The sequence below is a fragment of the Pseudomonas graminis genome, assembly GCF_001705435.1.
GTDB lineage: Bacteria > Pseudomonadota > Gammaproteobacteria > Pseudomonadales > Pseudomonadaceae > Aquipseudomonas > Aquipseudomonas graminis_B.
Genome location: NZ_MDEN01000059.1, coordinates 154,118 through 172,524 on the forward strand (window position 1 = coordinate 154,118; position 18,407 = coordinate 172,524).

At 59.9% G+C, this 18,407-nt stretch carries 16 protein-coding genes; 8 read left to right on the forward strand and 8 right to left on the reverse strand.

The window, feature by feature from the left end; all coding sequences use genetic code 11:
* The first annotated feature begins 211 nt into the window (after window positions 1-211).
* Window positions 212-1,396, forward strand: coding sequence for a C17 cyclopropane fatty acid synthase CfaB (cfaB, locus tag BBI10_RS08890; RefSeq protein WP_065988107.1), 1,185 nt, complete (start codon window positions 212-214; stop codon window positions 1,394-1,396).
* Window positions 1,397-1,522: 126 nt separating this feature from the next.
* Here the strand turns inward: cfaB and cls are convergent, their stop codons facing one another.
* The gene (gene cls / locus BBI10_RS08895; protein ID WP_065988111.1) at window positions 1,523-2,962 is read right to left on the reverse strand and encodes a cardiolipin synthase; all 1,440 of its coding nucleotides are present in this window, start codon (window positions 2,960-2,962) and stop codon (window positions 1,523-1,525) included.
* Window positions 2,963-3,136: 174 nt separating this feature from the next.
* Between cls and BBI10_RS08900 the strand changes: the two genes are divergently transcribed.
* Both BBI10_RS08900 and BBI10_RS08905 read left to right on the forward strand, forming a co-directional pair.
* Window positions 3,137-3,658 (forward strand): DUF3617 domain-containing protein, encoded by a 522-nt coding sequence (locus BBI10_RS08900; protein WP_065988113.1) that lies wholly within the window; start codon window positions 3,137-3,139, stop codon window positions 3,656-3,658.
* Window positions 3,659-3,903: 245 nt separating this feature from the next.
* Window positions 3,904-5,142, forward strand: coding sequence for an N-acetylmuramoyl-L-alanine amidase (locus BBI10_RS08905; RefSeq protein ID WP_065988115.1), 1,239 nt, complete (start codon window positions 3,904-3,906; stop codon window positions 5,140-5,142).
* A 107-nt stretch (window positions 5,143-5,249) separates the two neighbouring features.
* On the opposite strand, the gene BBI10_RS08910 is transcribed toward BBI10_RS08905, so the two are convergent.
* The gene (locus BBI10_RS08910; protein ID WP_065988119.1) at window positions 5,250-5,639 is read right to left on the reverse strand and encodes a glutamine synthetase; all 390 of its coding nucleotides are present in this window, start codon (window positions 5,637-5,639) and stop codon (window positions 5,250-5,252) included.
* 87 nt (window positions 5,640-5,726) lie between these two features.
* Here BBI10_RS08910 and zigA point away from each other — a divergent pair, with 87 nt between their 5' ends.
* Entirely contained in the window at window positions 5,727-6,929 is a 1,203-nt protein-coding gene (gene zigA, locus BBI10_RS08915) for a zinc metallochaperone GTPase ZigA (protein ID WP_065988121.1), read from the forward strand.
* Window positions 6,930-6,941: 12 nt separating this feature from the next.
* Here zigA and BBI10_RS08920 read toward each other — a convergent pair whose 3' ends face one another.
* Window positions 6,942-7,313 carry an NADH:ubiquinone oxidoreductase gene (locus BBI10_RS08920; RefSeq protein ID WP_065988123.1) on the reverse strand — a complete coding sequence of 124 codons (372 nt, stop codon included), beginning with the start codon at window positions 7,311-7,313 and terminating at the stop codon, window positions 6,942-6,944.
* A gap of 51 nt (window positions 7,314-7,364) precedes the next feature.
* Here BBI10_RS08920 and BBI10_RS08925 point away from each other — a divergent pair, with 51 nt between their 5' ends.
* The gene (locus tag BBI10_RS08925; protein ID WP_065988274.1) at window positions 7,365-8,327 is read left to right on the forward strand and encodes a CobW family GTP-binding protein; all 963 of its coding nucleotides are present in this window, start codon (window positions 7,365-7,367) and stop codon (window positions 8,325-8,327) included.
* A 20-nt stretch (window positions 8,328-8,347) separates the two neighbouring features.
* On the opposite strand, the gene BBI10_RS08930 is transcribed toward BBI10_RS08925, so the two are convergent.
* On the reverse strand, window positions 8,348-8,740 hold the full coding sequence (locus tag BBI10_RS08930; protein ID WP_065988125.1) for a DUF3301 domain-containing protein: 393 nt from the start codon (window positions 8,738-8,740) through the stop codon (window positions 8,348-8,350).
* Between the two features lie 134 nt (window positions 8,741-8,874).
* On the opposite strand from BBI10_RS08930, the gene pdxY reads away from it, so the two are divergent.
* Entirely contained in the window at window positions 8,875-9,741 is an 867-nt protein-coding gene (gene pdxY / locus BBI10_RS08935) for a pyridoxal kinase PdxY (protein ID WP_065988127.1), read from the forward strand.
* 19 nt (window positions 9,742-9,760) lie between these two features.
* Here pdxY and BBI10_RS08940 read toward each other — a convergent pair whose 3' ends face one another.
* Window positions 9,761-10,246, reverse strand: a complete 486-nt coding sequence (locus tag BBI10_RS08940) for an acyl-CoA thioesterase (protein ID WP_065988133.1) — start codon at window positions 10,244-10,246, stop codon at window positions 9,761-9,763.
* Between the two features lie 310 nt (window positions 10,247-10,556).
* Between BBI10_RS08940 and BBI10_RS08945 the strand changes: the two genes are divergently transcribed.
* Window positions 10,557-12,311, forward strand: coding sequence for a cation:proton antiporter (locus tag BBI10_RS08945; RefSeq protein ID WP_065988135.1), 1,755 nt, complete (start codon window positions 10,557-10,559; stop codon window positions 12,309-12,311).
* 60 nt (window positions 12,312-12,371) lie between these two features.
* Here BBI10_RS08945 and BBI10_RS08950 read toward each other — a convergent pair whose 3' ends face one another.
* From BBI10_RS08950 to uvrD, 3 genes are all read right to left on the reverse strand, one after another.
* Window positions 12,372-12,779, reverse strand: coding sequence for an SMI1/KNR4 family protein (locus tag BBI10_RS08950; RefSeq protein WP_065988140.1), 408 nt, complete (start codon window positions 12,777-12,779; stop codon window positions 12,372-12,374).
* A gap of 127 nt (window positions 12,780-12,906) precedes the next feature.
* Window positions 12,907-13,761 carry a Tim44 domain-containing protein gene (locus BBI10_RS08955; protein WP_065988142.1) on the reverse strand — a complete coding sequence of 285 codons (855 nt, stop codon included), beginning with the start codon at window positions 13,759-13,761 and terminating at the stop codon, window positions 12,907-12,909.
* Between the two features lie 206 nt (window positions 13,762-13,967).
* Entirely contained in the window at window positions 13,968-16,151 is a 2,184-nt protein-coding gene (gene uvrD / locus BBI10_RS08960) for a DNA helicase II (protein ID WP_065988144.1), read from the reverse strand.
* 440 nt (window positions 16,152-16,591) lie between these two features.
* Here uvrD and BBI10_RS08965 point away from each other — a divergent pair, with 440 nt between their 5' ends.
* A complete protein-coding gene (locus BBI10_RS08965) occupies window positions 16,592-18,388 on the forward strand; it encodes a putative bifunctional diguanylate cyclase/phosphodiesterase (protein ID WP_410928360.1) in 1,797 nt (598 codons plus the stop codon).
* Window positions 18,389-18,407: the final 19 nt, after the last annotated feature.

Genomic DNA, 18,407 nt, shown 5'->3' on the forward strand with positions numbered 1-18,407 from the left:
CTTGAGCTTTGAAGAACTCTGTTACAAATTAAGTTCAGTCTTGTTCGGGGTGCTCCATTTGCAGGCGTCACATTGGCTCGAATTCTGGGGCACGAGGTTGTACCCGTTGTAGATTCGTCGTCGTTCAAACAAGCCGATCGCCTGACGGCTCCTGGTCTGGAGCCGGTTATGGACTACCCTTTTCCATGTAGCTGGATCAGGGGGATTTCATATGCTCGCGCAACTTCCACCGGCGTTACAGAACCTTCATTTGCCGCTGCGTCTCAAGCTCTGGGACGGCAACGAGCTCGACTTGGGAAATGATCCCCGCGTCACGATCGTGGTTAAAGACCCGTCCCTCGTTTCCGATTTCACCCACCCGAGTTTGGGCCTTCTGGGCAGCGCTTTCGTTGAAGGCCGGCTTGAGCTGGAAGGGTCAATCAGCGAAGTGGTCCGGGTGTGCGACGAGCTGACCAAAGCGCTGGTAGACGAGGGCGATGACCATCTCCCGGTGCGCACCGAGCACGACAAGGCCACCGACGCCGCGTCGATTTCCTACCACTACGACCTCTCCAACGACTTCTACCGCTTGTGGCTGGACCGGGAGATGGTCTACTCCTGCGCCTACTTCAAGACCGGCAACGAGACGCTCGATCAGGCGCAACAGAACAAGTTTCATCACCTGTGCCGCAAGCTGCGCCTCAAACCGGGGGAGTACCTTCTCGACGTGGGTTGTGGCTGGGGAGGGCTTTCCCGCTTTGCCGCGAGTGAGTACGGCGTCCGGGTGTTCGGCATCACGTTAAGCCGTGAGCAACTGGCGCTTGCCCAGGAGCGGGTGCGCGCGGACGGTCTGCAGGACCGTGTCGAACTGCAGCTGCTCGACTACCGGGATCTGCCCAGGGACGGCCGCTTCGACAAGGTCGTCAGCGTTGGCATGTTCGAGCATGTCGGCCACGCCAATCTTGAGCTGTACGCAAAGTGTTTGTTCGGTGCGGTGAAGGAGGGCGGTCTGGTGATGAACCACGGCATCACCGCCAAGCACACCGACGGGCGACCTGTCGGGCGCGGCGCGGGAGATTTTATTGATCGCTATGTGTTTCCCAATGGTGAGCTGCCGCACCTGTCGATGATCACCGGATTCATCAGCGAGGCCGGGCTGGAGGTGGTCGATGTGGAAAGCCTGCGCCTGCACTACGCCAGGACGCTGGAGCACTGGAGCGCCCGTCTGGAGGAGAAGCTCGACCTCGCCGCTACGATGGTGCCGGAGCAGGCACTGAGGATCTTCCGGTTGTACCTGGCTGGTTGTGCGTATGCGTTTTCCAAGGGCTGGATCAATCTGCACCAGATTCTGGCGGTCAAGCCGCATGCGGATGGCAGCCATAATTTGCCGCTGACCAGGGACGATATCTACGCGTAATTGCTAAAACTTGTGGGAGCGAGCTTGCTCGCGAAGACGTCGGTACATCCATCGAATCATCGGCGGTTGAAATACCGTCTTCGTGAGCAAGCTCACTCCCACACTTGGCGTACTGCTCAATCACATCTACAGAATCGGCGAAATCAGCCTGGCAACGCGCATTCCCAACTGCTGAAGGTGATGGGTCTCTTTGCTCTCTTCACTGGAGATTTCGTGGGAGAGGGCGAAGTCGTCGATCAACATGGTTTCGACCTCGCGTGCGAAATCCTCATCCACGGTCAAGAGCATGAGTTCGAAGTTGAGCCGGAACGAACGATTGTCCAGGTTGGCGCTGCCGATCGCCGAGATCGCGTTATCCACCAGCACCACCTTCTGGTGCAGGAAGCCGGGTTTGTAGCGAAAGATGCGAACGCCTGCGCGGACGGCTTCAAACGCAAACAAGCTGGAGGCGGCATAGACGGTGTAGTGATCAGGACGCGACGGCAGCAGCAGGCGCACATCCACGCCGCGCAGGACCGCCAATCTCAGCGCCGCCGACACTGCTTCGTCGGGAATGAAATAGGGTGTGGTGATCCAAACCCGTTCGGTCGCCGCATGAATGGCTTCGACGAAGAACAGCGAGCAGGTTTCCTGCGCATCGGCCGGGCCGCTGGCAAGTAACTGGCACAGTACGCCGTCTTCCGGGTAGCTGTCGGGCAGGATCAGCGGGGGGATTTCACGAGTCGCCCAGAACCAGTCCTCGGCGAACGATTCCTGCAAGCACGCCACGACAGGTCCGACAACGCTAACGTGAGTGTCGCGCCATGGCGCCAGCGGCGGCTTGAGGCCGAGGTACTCATCGCCCACGTTGTGCCCGCCAACGAAGCCTTTGATGCCATCCACCACGACGATCTTGCGGTGGTTACGGAAGTTGATCTGGAAGCGCGTCAGCCAGCCGCCCCGTGTGGCAAAGGCCTTGATCTGAACGCCACCGGCACGCAGTTTGTCGATGTAGCGCGCCGGTAACGCATGGCTGCCGATGCGGTCGTAGAGCACATGAATCGCTACGCCTTCAGCGGCTTTTTCCAGCAACAGCCCTTGCAGTCGGCGACCGAGATCATCGTCATGGATGATGAAAAACTGCACGAACACCACTTCCCGTGCGCTTTTGATGGCCTCGAAAATCGCACCGAATGTTTCATCCCCGTTGATCAACAGCTTCACTTCGTTATTCGCCAGACACGGCATGCGGCCCAGTTTTGGCATCGCGCGCAGCGAGCGATAAGCGTCCGAGCGCCGCGCGGCCACCGCCTCTTCAATCCATGGCTTCCAGTTGAAGTCGGCGATCGCTGTGCGCATCTCGGTGTTCGCCTGACGCCGTGCTTTGATGTAGGCATCGAACGTACTCCGCCCGAAAACAAGGTACGGGAGGAGGGCGACATAAGGGATGAAAATGAGGGGCATCGCCCAGGCAATCGAGCCCTGAGCAGTACGTACGGTGAGTAAGGCGTGGATTGCTGCGACAATGCCCAGCAGGTGAGTGAAACCCAGCAAATAGCCAAAGAAATACGGGCTGTGGTAATCCATGCGCAACCTTGTGCTAGAAGCTTATTGGTGTCTAACAGACCACACTGCACCAGGATTGTCGCTATTTTATTGCGGGTGCAACTGGCTACCCGATCTGCCGTCTAACCGTCATCGTTCAGTGGCTTGCAAGCAGGCCGCATCAAGATGCCCAAAAGTAATAAAGGAACCCGATTCATGAAAAAGCGCGTACTGGCGTTGATGGTTTGTCTGACTGCCCCCTTCGCCCAGGCGCAGGTGTTGCAGCCGGGGCTGTGGGAGTTGAGTTCTAGCAACATGCAGGTCGACGGTCAGCAGATGCCGGACCTGCAGGTGATGCTGTCCCAGCTGCAAATGATGGCGCCGCAGCAGCGCGCGGCCATGGAGCAAATGCTGGAAAAACAAGGCGTTACTCTGGGTGGTAAGGGCGTACGTATTTGCCTGACCCAAGAGCAGGTCAAGAATGAGCAGATCCCGCTGACCGATCCGAAGTCGGGCTGCACCCAGCAGATCACCGAACGTACCGGCGCTACCTGGAAATTCAAGTTCAGCTGCCCTCGCGCTCAAGGCACCGGCACTGCACAGTTCCTGAGTGACCGTGAGTTCAATACCCACGTCATTGGCTCCTTCAACGCTACAGGGCAGCAGCAGAACGGCAGCATGGACACCCGAGCTGTTTGGCTGGGCCAGCAATGCGGAACGGTAAAACCGAGAACCTGATTCACAATGTTCCATAAGCGCCCTGACTTGTCAGGGCGTTTTTGTTGGTGCAGACAGCGGGTCGTGTTCCACGTGGAACATGGTGTTGTTTCACATGAGCTTTTCCGCCTTAGGCGTTGATGAGGCTCACTAAAACCCCGCCGATCTTATAAAAAGCTTCATCTTCGTCCGATGGCCCGGCTGTTATATTGTAACTATCGCCCTCCATCTCTGAGCCGGGATGCTCAACGCCATCGGAACGTGCCATGCACCGACGTCAAATGCTGCTCAACATGCTTTTGGCCAGCGCCGCCTTTGCGCTTCCATTCTCAGTCAACGCGACGCAGATCCGAAACGCTCGACTGTGGCGTTCCGATAGCAAGCTGCGTCTGGTGTTCGACCTGAGTGGCCCGGTGCAGTACAAGACCTTCACGCTCAGCGCGCCCGAGCGGATCATCATTGATGTCAGCGGCGCGCGGCTTGAGGGCAACTTCAGTCAGCTGGCGCTGGAAAACACGCCGATCAAGTCCATTCGTTCCGGCCACTTCGGTCAGAGCGATACGCGCATCGTGCTCGACCTGACATCCCCCGTGCAGATCAACAGCTTCCTGCTGGGTCCCGATGGCGCGCAGGGCAACCGGCTGGTTCTTGATCTGGGGCATGACGTACTTGCCCGTCCGCCGGTGCAGTTGGCTGCAGCCGCACCGTTGGCGAAGGAGCCTCCCGCGCAGTCCGCGGGAAGGGACCGTTCCAAGCGCGACATCATGGTGGTCGTCGACGCAGGCCACGGCGGCAAAGACCCTGGCGCCGTCGGCTCGAAGGGTGAGCGGGAGAAGGACGTCGTGCTGTCCATCGCGCAATTGCTCGCCAAGCGTTTGAAGCGCGAAAAGGGTTTTGATGTGCGCCTGGTTCGCAATGACGACTTCTTCGTTCCGCTGCGCAAGCGCGTGGACGTCGCGCGCAAATACAACGCTGACATGTTCATTTCGGTCCATGCCGACGCAGCGCCTCGTTTGACGGCTTCCGGCGCGTCGGTGTTTGCCTTGTCGGAGAACGGCGCGACCTCCGCGACAGCGCGCTTCATGGCGCAGCGTGAAAACGGCGCCGACCTGATCGGCGCGACCAGCCTCTTGAACCTGAAAGACAAGGACCCGATGCTGGCCGGTGTGATTCTCGACATGTCGATGAACGCCACGATCGCCGCGAGTCTGGATTTGGGTCACACCGTACTGGGCAGCCTGGAAGGGATCACGACGCTACACCAGAAGCGCGTGGAACAGGCCGGTTTTGCGGTGCTGAAATCACCGGATGTCCCATCGATTCTGGTCGAGACCGGCTTCATCTCCAACAGCCGTGACAGTCAGCGCCTCGTCACCGCGCGTCATCAGCAGGCCGTGGCCGATGGTTTGTTTGATGGCATGAAGCGCTACTTCGAGCGCAATCCGCCAGCAGGGTCATATGTGGCTTGGCGCCAAGCGCAAAAGGCGAATGAGGCGTTGGTCTGACGGACTAAATCATGAGGCAGAATGTGCAAGTTCGCTCTCATCAAACTTGACACCACTGCAGATGCACCTGGCTGAACACCGATTGTGGGAGCGCCGAGGAATCGGGGTCACCGACAGCCCATCACTCGGTCGCAGGTAATCTTGGTCCGGCTCCCGCTTGAACTGGACACCCGACTGATCGTCGTCCACCCCACTTTCCGGGTATAACCCACCCACGTCTCGCCGTCCGATGCCAGCCCGGTAAAAAACGTCAGCGAGCCATAACGGCTGTTGGTCTGCGCCCAGCGGCGCTTGCCCACGCTTTCGAAGCCGCGCACGAACATCGTCTTCCCTGCCACCGCCACGCTGTACGTGTTGTCGTCGGCATCGGTGCAGGCCAACAGCGTCGCAGTGCGCGTGCACAACGACTTGTCCAGCCTGGGCGAGGGTGGCAGGGCGAACGCCTGCGTACTCAGCACCAGCGAACACCCTGCCAACAACCCAAACCACCGCGTCATGAGGCTGCCTTCAAAAAAGATTAGCGCATTTGTATCGTTATACTATAACGTAAAAAGTGATCGCAACCGTACTCTGGTGAAACCTTCATGAACCGCCTTCCCGTTACCGTTCTGTCCGGCTTTCTTGGCGCTGGCAAAAGCACGCTGCTGAACCACATTCTGCGCAACCGCGAAAACCTGCGCGTCGCGGTGATCGTCAACGACATGAGCGAGATCAACATCGACGGGAGCGAAGTTCAGCGGGACGTCAGCCTCAATCGGGCGGAAGAAAAACTGGTAGAGATGAGCAACGGCTGCATTTGCTGCACCCTGCGCGAAGATTTGCTTGAAGAGGTCAGCCGGCTGGCCCATGAAGGCCGCTTTGACTATCTGCTGATCGAGTCCACGGGCATTTCCGAGCCGCTTCCCGTGGCGGAGACCTTTACCTTCCGTGATGAACAGGGCCGGAGCCTGGCCGATGTTGCCCGTCTCGACACGATGGTGACGGTGGTCGATGGCCTGAGTTTTCTGCAGGACTTCAACGCTGCAGAAAGCCTGGCTACACGTGGCGAGACCCTGGGCGAGGAGGACGAGCGGGCGATCACTGATCTGCTGATTGAGCAGGTCGAGTTCGCCGACGTGATCCTGATCAGCAAGATCGACCTGATCAGCTCTACCGATCGCCGGGAACTGATGGCCATTTTGCGTCGCCTCAACAGTCAGGCGGAGATTCTGCCCATGGTCATGGGCGCCGTGCCCCTCGGCAAGATTCTCGACACGGGCCGTTTCGACTTCGAGCGCGCGGCGCAGGCACCGGGCTGGCTCAAGGAATTGCGTGGCGAACACGCGCCGGAGACTGAAGAGTATGGCATCGCATCCACGGCTTATCGGGCGCGTCGGCCCTTTCACCCCCAACGCTTTTTCGACTTCCTGAATGCGCCGTGGGAAAACGGCCGTCTGCTGCGCTCGAAGGGGTTTTTCTGGCTCGCCAGCAAGCACGAGGACGCGGGCAGTTGGTCCCAGGCCGGCGGCTTGATGCGTCATGGTTTCGCCGGTCGTTGGTGGCGCTTCGTGCCCAAAGCGCAGTGGCCGCAGGATGACGAAAGCACCCAGGTGATCATGCGCAGCTGGGAGGCGGAGACCGGCGATTGCCGTCAGGAACTGGTGTTCATCGGTCAGAACATCGACTTCGGTCGGCTGGCTGCCGAGTTGGATGAATGCTTGCTGACCGACGCCGAGATGGCGGCCGGCGTCGCGTGCTGGCGCTCGATGCCTGATCCGTTCGGCGACTGGTATGGCGACGCGGCCTAAAACCGGTCCGACTTACTGCGTTTTCCAGATGCCTTTGCTCTGCTGCTCGCAGAACGGTTTGAGAAACGCCGCGTCGCTGGCCACGCCGTAATAGTGAATGTTCTGCCGATAAGGCATATTGGCCACCTGCGCGTTGCTGCACTGGCCAAATGAACCGGAGGGGCACTGTTCCGAATACGTGACCTCGGTTTTCTGATCCTTGAGCTGGGGTTTGCAGAAGCCGTCATGGAACAGGTCTGGCGGAATGTTCAGGTTTTCCTGACAGACTTTGACGTCCACTCGCTCGCCTTGGCTGCGTACAACGCACGACTCGGCCCAGACCTGCGCCGACGTCATCGCCAGCAGCGCCCACGCCAGCCCCATGGGCAGCCTGATTATTCGCATCAATTACCTCCGTCAGCGCTCACTTCAGGAGCGAACTCAAGAATGGCCGACATGCTGCAGAACATCCCCACTCATGTCATTGCAGGCCCTTTAGGTGCTGGCAAGACGAGCCTGATCAGGCATCTTCTCGAGCAGAAACCTGCGCACGAGCGCTGGGCTGTGCTGATCAATGAGTTCGGCCAGATAGGCCTGGATGCGGCACTGCTGACGACCGGCGACGATGGTATCGCACTTGGTGAGGTGGCTGGCGGTTGCCTGTGCTGCGTCAACGGCGCGCCTTTTCAGGTGGGGCTCGGCCGGTTGTTGCGCAAGGCCAGACCGGACCGCCTGCTCATCGAGCCCTCCGGGCTGGGGCATCCGGTTCAGTTGATCAAGCAACTACATGAAGCGCCCTGGATCGGCGTGCTGGCGATCCAGCCCAGTGTCATGGTGCTCGACGCCCAGGCGCTCGCTCAGGGCAAAACGCTGCCTGACACCCAGCAAGACGCCCTGGCGCAGGCGGGCCTGTTGGTGTTGAACAAGTCTGATGGACTGGACGCGTCGACGCGAACGGCGATTACAGATGGACTGCCTGTTCGGCCGCTGCGCTGGACTGATCACGGCGCGTTGTCTCTGGATGCGTTGCCCGGCATCGACGTCAACGCTCACGCTGGCTCTGACAATCCGGCCATCCCTCGGTCATTGGCGCAACTCCCCGCAACGTGGTCGGACCCGATGGCGCCGGTGTGCCTGAGCCAGCAACAGGCGGAGGGCTGGAGCATTGGCTGGCGCTGGCACCCTGAGCGGGTATTCGATGCGGCAAAGGTGCAAGGCTGGCTGCAACCCTTGGGCTGGCGGCGCGCCAAGCTGATTATCCACAGCGAGAAGGGGTGGATCTCAGGCAATGCGCTAAACGGGAGTTCGCTGGAATGGACGTCGAGTGAGTGGCGCAGAGACTCTCGCCTTGAGCTGATCTTCGAGAAGCCCCAGGACGAGGCCGCTTTGCAGACAGCACTGGCGGCCTGTCTGCTTTAAAGCGAGTTATCCACAGCGGATCACTGTTTCCACTTGTTGTGTTCCTGACGCCACTGGCTCAGCTGGATAATTTCGGCCGTGGGCTTGGGGTCTTTGATCTCGAACGGGTAGGGCGCCAGTTCGATCTGCGCCGCATGGGCACCAAACATGGTGATCGTGCCGGGATGCCGATGCTCACCGGTGACGGTGAACTCGAAGTTATACACCCGAGCCAAGCGCTTGCGGCCCTCATTGTCGCGCTTGAAAGCGATTTTCTTCAGCGCGACGTTGCCGTCGAGCAGTTCGAGCTCGAGTTTGGCGCAGTGCTGTTTGACGCGTTCGAGCGCCCGTTCACGCAGGCCATGGGCGTGCCACAGCCAGGCGCCGGCGGTCGCCAGCAGCATGAGGACGAAAATGTTGCCCAGGGTCAGCATGGAAAAGGAACTCCAACAGAAGACTTGCAGCTTAACTGCGTCGGGTGACAGACAGCCATAGCCCGAAAGTTTAATTTCGCTTCACTTCGTCCGGCATCGCCACTACTGTGCCTTCCCGGTCTCAGGAACCTGTCATGAAACGCACGCCCCATCTACTCGCCATCCAGTCGCACGTCGTGTTTGGTCACGCCGGCAACAGCGCAGCCGTGTTCCCTATGCAGCGTATCGGCATCAATGTCTGGCCGTTGAATACCGTTCAGTTCTCCAACCACACCCAGTATGGCCACTGGGCGGGGGAAGTCCTGGCGCCGCAGCAGATTCCGGCGCTGGTCGAGGGGATTGCCGCGATAGGCGAGTTGGGGAATTGCGACGCGGTGCTGTCGGGTTATCTGGGCAGCGCAGCGCAGGGGCGGGCGATTCTGAGCGCCGTTGCGCAGATCAAACGTGCCAACCCGCGCGCGCTGTATCTGTGTGATCCGGTGATGGGGCACCCGGAGAAGGGTTGCATCGTGCCCCAAGAGGTCAGCGATTTCCTGCTGGACGAGGCCGCTGCAGTCGCCGACTTTCTGTGCCCCAATCAGCTGGAGCTGGACAGCTTCTCCGGCCGCAAACCCGAATCGTTGCTCGACTGCGTGGCCATGGCGCGGGCGTTGCTGGCCCGAGGTCCGAAGGCGGTGGTCGTCAAGCACCTGGCCTATCCGGGGAAACCTGCGGACGGCTTTGAAATGCTGCTGGTGACCGAGGACGAAACGTGGCACCTGCGCCGGCCGCTCCTGGCATTCCCTCGACAGCCAGTGGGTGTGGGAGACCTGACGTCCGGGCTGTTTCTGTCGCGGATTCTGCTCGGTGACAACCTGCGCAGCGCCTTCGAATTCGCGGCCTCAGCAGTGCATGAGGTGCTGCTGGAAACCCAGGCCTGCGGCAGCTACGAGCTGGAGCTGGTGCGCGCGCAGGACCGAATCGCTCACCCGCGCGTCAAGTTCGAAGCCGTCCGGTTGTAGAGCGAATCCCGGCGCTGGCTTAAACGGGCTCATCCTTGATTTCACGATAACGCTTCTCCAGTTCCTGACGGATCTGGCGGCGTTGTTGTGCCTGCACGTAACGGCGCTTGTCTTCGCTGTTGGTCGGCGTCAGGGGTGGTACGCCGGCAGGTTTGCGCTGGTCGTCCACCGCCACCATGGTGAAGAAGCAACTGTTGGTGTGACGAACCGAGCGTTCGCGGATGTTTTCGGTCACCACCTTGATGCCCACTTCCATCGACGTATTGCCGGTGTAGTTGACCGATGCCAGGAACGTGACCAGCTCGCCGACGTGAATCGGCTCACGGAAAATCACCTGATCCACCGACAGCGTCACGACATAGCGTCCCGCATAACGGCTCGCGCACGCGTAAGCCACTTCATCGAGGTACTTCAGCAGCGTCCCGCCGTGCACGTTGCCGGAGAAGTTGGCCATGTCCGGGGTCATCAATACAGTCATCGACAGCTGGGCGTTTCCGGGTTCCATAGCGTGCTCACGGTCTAAAGGGGTCAGAAGGCACCTTGCTCAGGTGCTCGAATTGCAGATTGGCTACAAAACCATCGATACCGGGACGCCAACGGCCGCTCCGCCGTCACGCCCTGCACCCATCTGTTTCCATATATTGCACTGGCTTCTCGCGCTTTTGTGCGGTGTTAACCTGCGGAAGCCCTTGGATGGGGTAAATCCTGCGTCTCAGTCAGAATAATCGGACCTCGTTGGCGAGTTTTCGTACAGCAGTCGTCTCTCTTTCAGGCAGATACGCATATTTCACCGATTGCCAGCAGGAGCAGCGCCCATGCATGCCATCAGTTTCATTCAAGACCTGGCTGTGATCATGCTCGTCGCTGGCGTCGTAACGGTGGTGTTTCATCGGCTCAAGCAACCCGTCGTACTCGGCTACATTGTCGCCGGCTTTATCATCGGCCCGCACACCCCGCCTTTTGGCCTCATCCACGACGAAGACACCATCAAGACCCTCGCCGAACTCGGCGTAATCTTTCTGATGTTTTGTCTTGGCCTGGAATTCAGCCTGCGCAAACTGTTCAAGGTGGGCGCGACGGCGTTTATCGCCGCGTTTCTCGAAATCATGCTGATGATCTGGATCGGTTACGAAATCGGCCAGTTCTTCGCCTGGAATACCATGGATTCTCTGTTCCTCGGTGCCATTCTGGCGATCTCGTCCACCACCATCATCGTCAAAGCGCTCAACGACCTGAAAATGAAGAACCGGCGCTTCGCCCAGCTGATCTTCGGCGTGCTCATCGTCGAAGACATCCTCGGCATTGGCATCATCGCGCTGTTATCAGGCATCGCCGTGAGCGGCACGGTCAGTTCCGGCGAGGTGTTTTCAACGGTCGGCAAACTGTCGCTGTTCATGATCGTCGCGCTGGTCATCGGCATTCTGGTTGTGCCGCGATTGCTGGCTTATGTGGCGAAGTTCGACAGCAACGAGATGCTGCTGATCACGGTGCTGGGCATGTGCTTCGGGTTTTGCCTGCTGGTGGTCAAACTCGAATACAGCATGGTACTGGGGGCGTTTCTCATCGGCGCAATCATGGCTGAATCCAGGCAACTGGCGAAGATCGAGCACCTGGTCGAGCCCATCCGTGACATGTTCAGCGCGATCTTTTTCGTCGCAATCGGCTTGATGATCGATCCGAAAATCCTGCTCGATTACGCCTGGCCCATCGCCGTGATCACCGTTGCCGTGGTGCTGGGCAAGATGATTTCCTGCGGGCTGGGTGCTTTTATCGCGGGCAATGATGGCAAGACCTCGCTGCGGGTGGGCATGGGGCTGTCACAGATTGGCGAATTTTCCTTCATCATCGCAGCGCTGGGGATGACGCTGCAGGTTACCAGCGATTTTCTCTACCCGGTCGCCGTGGCGGTGTCTGCCATAACGACGCTCTTGACGCCTTACCTCATCCGGGCAGCAGACCCGTTGTCCCACACACTGGGCGCTATTGTTCCTGCACGCATGGCGCGGGTGTTTGGCCTATACGGAGAGTGGTTGCGCAGCATTCAGCCGCAGGGGCAAGGCGCCGTGCTGGCAGCGATGATCCGCAAGATCCTCTTGCAAGTCGGGATCAATCTGGCTTTGGTGATCGCCATCTTCTTCACCGGCGCATTCTTCGCGGAGCGTATTGGCGTCTATTTCAGCGATTGGGTCAGCGATGTCGGGCAGCAAAAAGCCTGGATCTGGGGTGGGTGCTTGCTGCTTTCCCTGCCGTTCCTGATCGCGGCTTATCGCAAGCTCAAGGCGCTGTCCATGCTGCTGGCAGAGATGAGCGTGAAGCCGGAGATGGCGGGCAGGCACACCGCGCGTGTCCGTCGGGTGATCGCCGAAGTGATCCCGCTGCTGTCATTGATGGTGATTTTTCTGCTCATCGCATTGCTGTCATCCAGCATGCTGCCGACGCGCGAATGGCTGATGCTGATTGTGGTCGTGGCGGCCGTGGTGGCTGCCGTGTTGTGGCGCTGGTTCATCCGGGTGCATACGCGCATGCAGATCGCGTTGCTTGAAACCTTGGGCAATCACCCTGAGTCATGAGCGCTGAATCAGCCTTGAGGTTCGTGCCTCAAGGCTGATTGAGGAGGGCGGCTGTGCTTCTCAGCTTTCCAGCCAGACGTCGCGCGCCCAGTGCCAAACGGATTCCCAGCTTTCTTCGGTGACCAGTTCTTCTTCGCCAGACCACAGCACCACAGTGCCGTCTTCTTCAACGCAGTAATAATCCTCGCCGTCCTGACAGATCGGGATCAGCTCGCGCGGCACGCCGATGTCCCACGCGGTCGCCGCCACTTCCGGCAGGTACGTGTGCGAGCCCGGGTCAGTGACGGTGACGGGCTCAAGGCTGCCGTAGACCACGTCGCTGACGGTCAGCAAGAACTCTTTGAAGACGAAGGGGATATTGATGAACAGTTGCTCCTCAACCTCGACCAGTTGATCTTCATCAGGCAGCTCAAGCGGGACAGGGACCGGTTCATTGGCTTCACGGAGTTGTTCAATGACTTCTTCCACGACGTGGATCCTCTAACGATTTGCGCGGGTTATACAGTAGCTCAAAGGCATCGCCAAATTAACTTGGCTTCTCTAAAAACAGAACCCCGGAACAAGTCCGGGGTTCATTTGAAGCAGCTCAGCGGTATTAGCCGTTCTGGCGGATACCTGCCACCAGCCAAGGCTGGTTGTCACCCTGAGCGCGTTCCATGTTCCAGCTTTCGCTGAAGACCTCGCCCTGGTCGAAGCGCGACGTTTTCGACACACCGTTGAACGTCAGCGTGGCAATCGTCTTGTCGGCACGATCGTCCAGACCGTCAAGTTGCACGTTGAGGTTGTCGATGAACGTGGACTGGAAACCGTCGCCCAGATCGGCGCGTTCCTTCTTCAGGAACTGCAGCATCTGCGGGGTCACGAACTCGGAGATTTTGTCCATCTCGTTCGCGTCCCAGTGCTGTTGCAGCGACTGGAAGTGGCTGCGCGCAGCCTCGATGAAGCGTTCTTCGTTGAACCAGGTCGGTGCGTTGATCACCGGACGGGCTGCCGCTGCTGGAGCGGAACCGCCGAAGATCGAATTCTGGGCCGGTTGTGGCTGTTCGAAGGTTTCACGCTGGTAAGGAGCACCGGCGGGAGCCATCTGTGGCTGCTGTTTGCGTCGACGCGCCGCGATGAAGCGGAAGATCACGAAGGCGATGATCGCCATGATCAGAATGTCGAAGAACTGCATGCCCTGGAAGCCACCGCCCATGAACATGGAGGCCAGAAGACCACCGGCGGCGAGACCCGCCAATGGGCCCAGCCATTTGGAAGCACCGCCCGCAGCAGGCGCAGGACGGCCGGCGGCATTAGGTGCTGCGGCAGGAGTAGAAGGAGCTGTTTGACGCGCCTGGTGACTTGGCGCCGAGCCCATGCTCTTGCCACCACCGAAACGCGCAGCGTTGACATCGAGGCTCATGGTGAGCCCGATAATCATTGCCAGAGCGATGCTAAGAAAACGTTGCATAAGGGAATTCCCGTTTGTGGATTGCACGCGCGCCATGTTGCACAGGACACATGGGGATGACCAGCGGCCATATGTTTCCGGCTTTTGCGTGGATCCTCACCAGCCTGTCCCACTTGGGTTGTAGGCAGGTGAAGAAAGTTCTGTAGGAAAGATGGGGGGTGGATGTGGGAATGCAAGTGGAGCATCAACGCATCGGCAGTTGCCGATCACACCGGCTCGAGCTTCGCGTACCCCAGCATCAGCCACTTGCTGCCTTCCGAGAAATTCACCTGGACCCGTGCCTGAGCGCCTGAACCCTCGAAGTTGAGGATCACGCCTTCACCAAACACCGCGTGCTGGACGTGCTGACCCAGGGAGAACTGGCTCTGCGGAATGGCTTCGCCATCGAACAAGCGGCTCGGGGCCATGGTTTTGGAACCGCCGAACGGCCGGGTCACGCTGTTGGACAACCGCACTTCCTGAATCAGATTGGCCGGCACCTCCCGGACGAAGCGCGAGACCTTGTTGTAGGTTTCGCTTCCGTACAAGCGTCGGGTTTCTGCGTAGGTCATCACCAGATGCTGCATGGCGCGGGTGATGCCCACGTAAGCCAGGCGACGCTCTTCTTCCAGACGCCCCGGCTCTTCCAGGCTCATCTTGTGTGGAAACAGGCCTTCTTCCATGCCCACCAGGAACACGTACGGAAACTCCAGACCTTTGGCGCTGTGCAGCGTCATCAGCTGAATGCTGTCTTCGTGCTCGTCCGCCTGCGTATCGCCGGCCTCCAGCGAGGCATGGCCGAGGAAGGCAGCCAGTGGCGTCAGGTCTTCCTCTTCGTCGCTGTTCTCGAAGGCGCGCGCGGCGCTGACCAGTTCCTCAAGGTTTTCCACCCGGGCCTGGCCTTTCTCGCCTTTCTCTTCCTTGTGGTACGTGATCAGGCCGGACTGCTCGATCACCGTTTGGGTCATCAGATGCAGCGGCATGTCCGCAGCCTTGGCGGCGAGGTTTTCGATCAGTTCGATGAACGCGCCCAGCGCGCCCGCTGCACGACCGGTCAAGCCTTTGTTGGCGACCAGCAGGCGCATGGCTTCCCACATGGAAACGTCGGCATGGCGCGCATGCTCGCGAATCGCTTCGACGGTTTTCTCGCCAATACCGCGGGGCGGGACGTTGATGACCCGCTCCAGCGCCGAATCATTACCACGCCCGTCCAGCAGACGCATATACGCCATGGCGTTCTTGATTTCGGCGCGCTCGAAGAATCGCTGGCCGCCGTAGATACGGTACGGGATGCGCTCGCGCAGCAAGGCCTCTTCGAGGACCCGCGACTGGGCGTTGGAGCGATACAGAATGGCGATATCGCTGCGCGCCAGACCGGTCTTGATTGCGCTTTCGATGGTCTCGACCACGTAGCGCGCTTCGTCGTGTTCGTTGAACGCGGCATAGAGATTGATCAGCTCGCCATCACCGACGTCCGTCCACAGCTCTTTGCCCAGACGCCCTGTGTTGTTGACGATCAAGCCGTTGGCGGCCTTGAGGATGCTCGCGGTGGAGCGGTAGTTCTGCTCCAGGCGAATGGTCTCGGTGTCGGGGAAATCTTCGGAATACTGATGAATATTCTCGATCTTCGCCCCGCGCCAGCCATAGATGGACTGGTCGTCGTCGCCGACCACCATCAGGCTGTCGCCACCCTGGGCGAGCAGGCGCAGCCAGGCGTATTGAACGGCGTTGGTGTCCTGGAATTCGTCCACCAGCACGTGACGGAAACGGCGCTGATAGTGCGCAAGCAGGCTCGGGTTATCGCGCCACAGGTCCAGCGCGCGAAGCAGCAGCTCGGAGAAGTCGATAACGCCGGCGCGCTGACAGGCAGCTTCATAGGCCTCGTAGACCGACTTCATGGTCGTCAGAAAGAGATCGCCCGAGGCTTGAATGTGTTTGGGACGCAGCCCTTCGTCCTTCTGCCCGTTGATGAACCACTGCGCCTGCCGTGCCGGCCAGCGCTGCTCATCCAGATTCAGCTCGCGCATGACGCGCTTGACCAGTCGTTGCTGGTCATCGCTGTCGAGGATCTGGAAGCTCTGGTTCAGACCCGCTTCCTGCCAGTGCGCCCGCAGCAGACGGTGCGCCAGGCCGTGGAAGGTGCCCACCCACATGCCGGCCGGGTTGATACCCATCAGTTGCTCGATGCGATGGCGCATCTCGGCAGCGGCCTTGTTGGTGAACGTCACCGACAGGATCGAGTGCGGCGAGGCGTTCTCGACCTGGATCAACCAGGCGATACGGTGCACCAGCACACGGGTTTTGCCGGAACCAGCGCCGGCCAGGACCAACTGACGACCCACGGAGGCAGCTACGGCCTGGCGTTGGGCATCGTTGAGGGAGTTAAGCAGAAGGGAGAGGTCATCGCGCATCGGGGCATTCTAGGGTGCCGTGAGGGCATGGGCAAACCCTAACGCTGGCCGGTCGTGATGTTGTCGGTCGCATTTTGCCGTCTGTAGATTTTAATTGATGACTGTTTGGTCTCGACGGTCCCTTGTGTATCCTCCGCGAACGTTCAAGGCCACCAATTATAAGAAACGCCATGACCTTAAGCTCCGAAGCCCCGGCCGACTCCGTGGCGACACGCCGTGTCATCTGCAAGCAGTTCGCGACCCAGCTTGCCGCCGAGCGCACCCGCCTTCTCTATCAGGGATCGCTCCTGCCGACCCTGTTCATGTTCATCAATGGTTTGCTCTGCGCATGGCTGCTCTGGAGCCCCGAGCGTTACGTGCTGGTTGGCGTCTGGCTGGGATGGCTGTCAGCGCTGGTCAGTCTGCGCGTGCTGCAGGTCGCAGCGTTCAGGTCGGCATCAATGGATCGTCGTTCACAGCCAATCTGGAATCGCATGTTTCTGGCCGGCGCCTGTGTCAGCGGTTTCACTTTGTCCAGCGCCGCGCTGGTGCTGATGCCCGCGCAAAGCCTGTCGCAACAGGCCTGGGTGTTCGGCCTGATCGGCGCCGCGACGCTGTCTGCCAGTGTGGCCTATGCGGTGAGCATTCCGGCATTCCTCACCTTCACGCTGCCGTGCCTGCTGCCGCCCATCTTCTATCTGTTCTGGACCGGCGACCCACAATGCCATGGCTGGGGCTGGCTCGGCCTGATTCTGCTGCTGGCGCTGATCGTGGTGGCCGCGCAGGTCAACCGTTTGATCGAGCGGGGCCTGATCCGGCGGTTTCAGAACGTGGCGCTCATCGAGCACCTTCAACAGGCCCAAGCCAAAAGTGACGAGCTGAATCGCGAGCTGACGCGCCAGTACGAAGAGCGTACGCGCTATCTGACCCATTACGATGAGCTGACCGGCCTGGCCAATCGGGCGTTGTTCAACGAGCGGCTGCGCGAGGCCAATCAGCGTGCGCGTCATGGCGGGCGAACGCTGGCCCTGCTGCACATCAACCTTGATCGCTTCAAATTGCTCAATGACAGCTTGGGTCACGACATCGCTGACCAGTTGCTGCGCCTCGTCGCGCGCCGGCTGAACGCCCACGTAGCGGACGCCGATACCGTCGCGCGTTTGTCGGCGGACGAGTTTGCCGTGCTATTCGACAGCCACGGCAACCTGACCACAATGGCGCGGATCACGACGCGTCTGCTGGCCAAGCTGCGCTCGCCGATATCGGTGTCCGGCCATGAGCTGGTGGTCAGTGCCTCTATCGGCATCGCGTTGCTGCCGGGTTCCGCTCGAGACATCGCCGCGCTGGTCAGCCAGGCGAACATGGCCATGCAGCATGCCAAGCACCTGGGCGGCGACAATTTTCAGTTCTACACCGAAAGCCTTGAGGCGGGCACGCCCGGTCGCTTGCAGCTGGAGATCCAGCTGCGTCGCGCCATTGCAGAAGGGCAACTGGAGGTTTTTTATCAGCCTAAGCTGGAGCTGGAAAGCGGTCGCCTGAACTCGGCAGAAGCGCTGGTGCGCTGGCGTCATCCCGAGCGCGGTCTGATTTCGCCCGGCGAGTTCATCGGACTGGCGGAGGAGACCGGCCTGATCGCCAACATCGGGGAGTTCGTGCTGCGCAAAGCCTGCCACCAGGCCTGCGAATGGCAGCGGGAGGGCCTCGCGCCGATCAGGGTGTCAGTCAATCTCTCGGTGCACCAGATGCGCCAGGGAAAGCTGGTCAGCCTCGTGCGGCAAGTGCTGGAAGAAACCGGGCTCAAGCCGGAATACCTGGAGCTTGAGCTCACCGAGAGTCAATTGCTGGAGAGCGTCGAGCACATCATCACCACGTTCCAGCAACTGCGCGCACTCGGCGTGAAATTGGCCATCGACGATTTCGGCACCGGCTATTCATCGTTGAGCTATCTGAAGCGATTTCCAGTGCATTGCGTGAAGATCGACCAAGCCTTCATCCGCGGCTTGAACGAAGGGGCGGAAGACGCGGCGATTACACGGGCAATCATTGCGATGGCCCACAGTCTTGACCTCAGGGTTGTGGCCGAGGGCGTGGAAGATTGCGAGCAACTGGAGTTTCTCAGGGCTCATGGTTGCGACGAGGTTCAAGGCTACTTGATCAGTCGCCCGGTGGAGGCCAGCGTCATGGGCGGCATCCTGCGCAGTTGTCTGGCTGAAGCCTGGAGTCCTGTACGAAAAGCCCTACACTACAAAGCGACCTGACCCTCAACACCGATCGGTT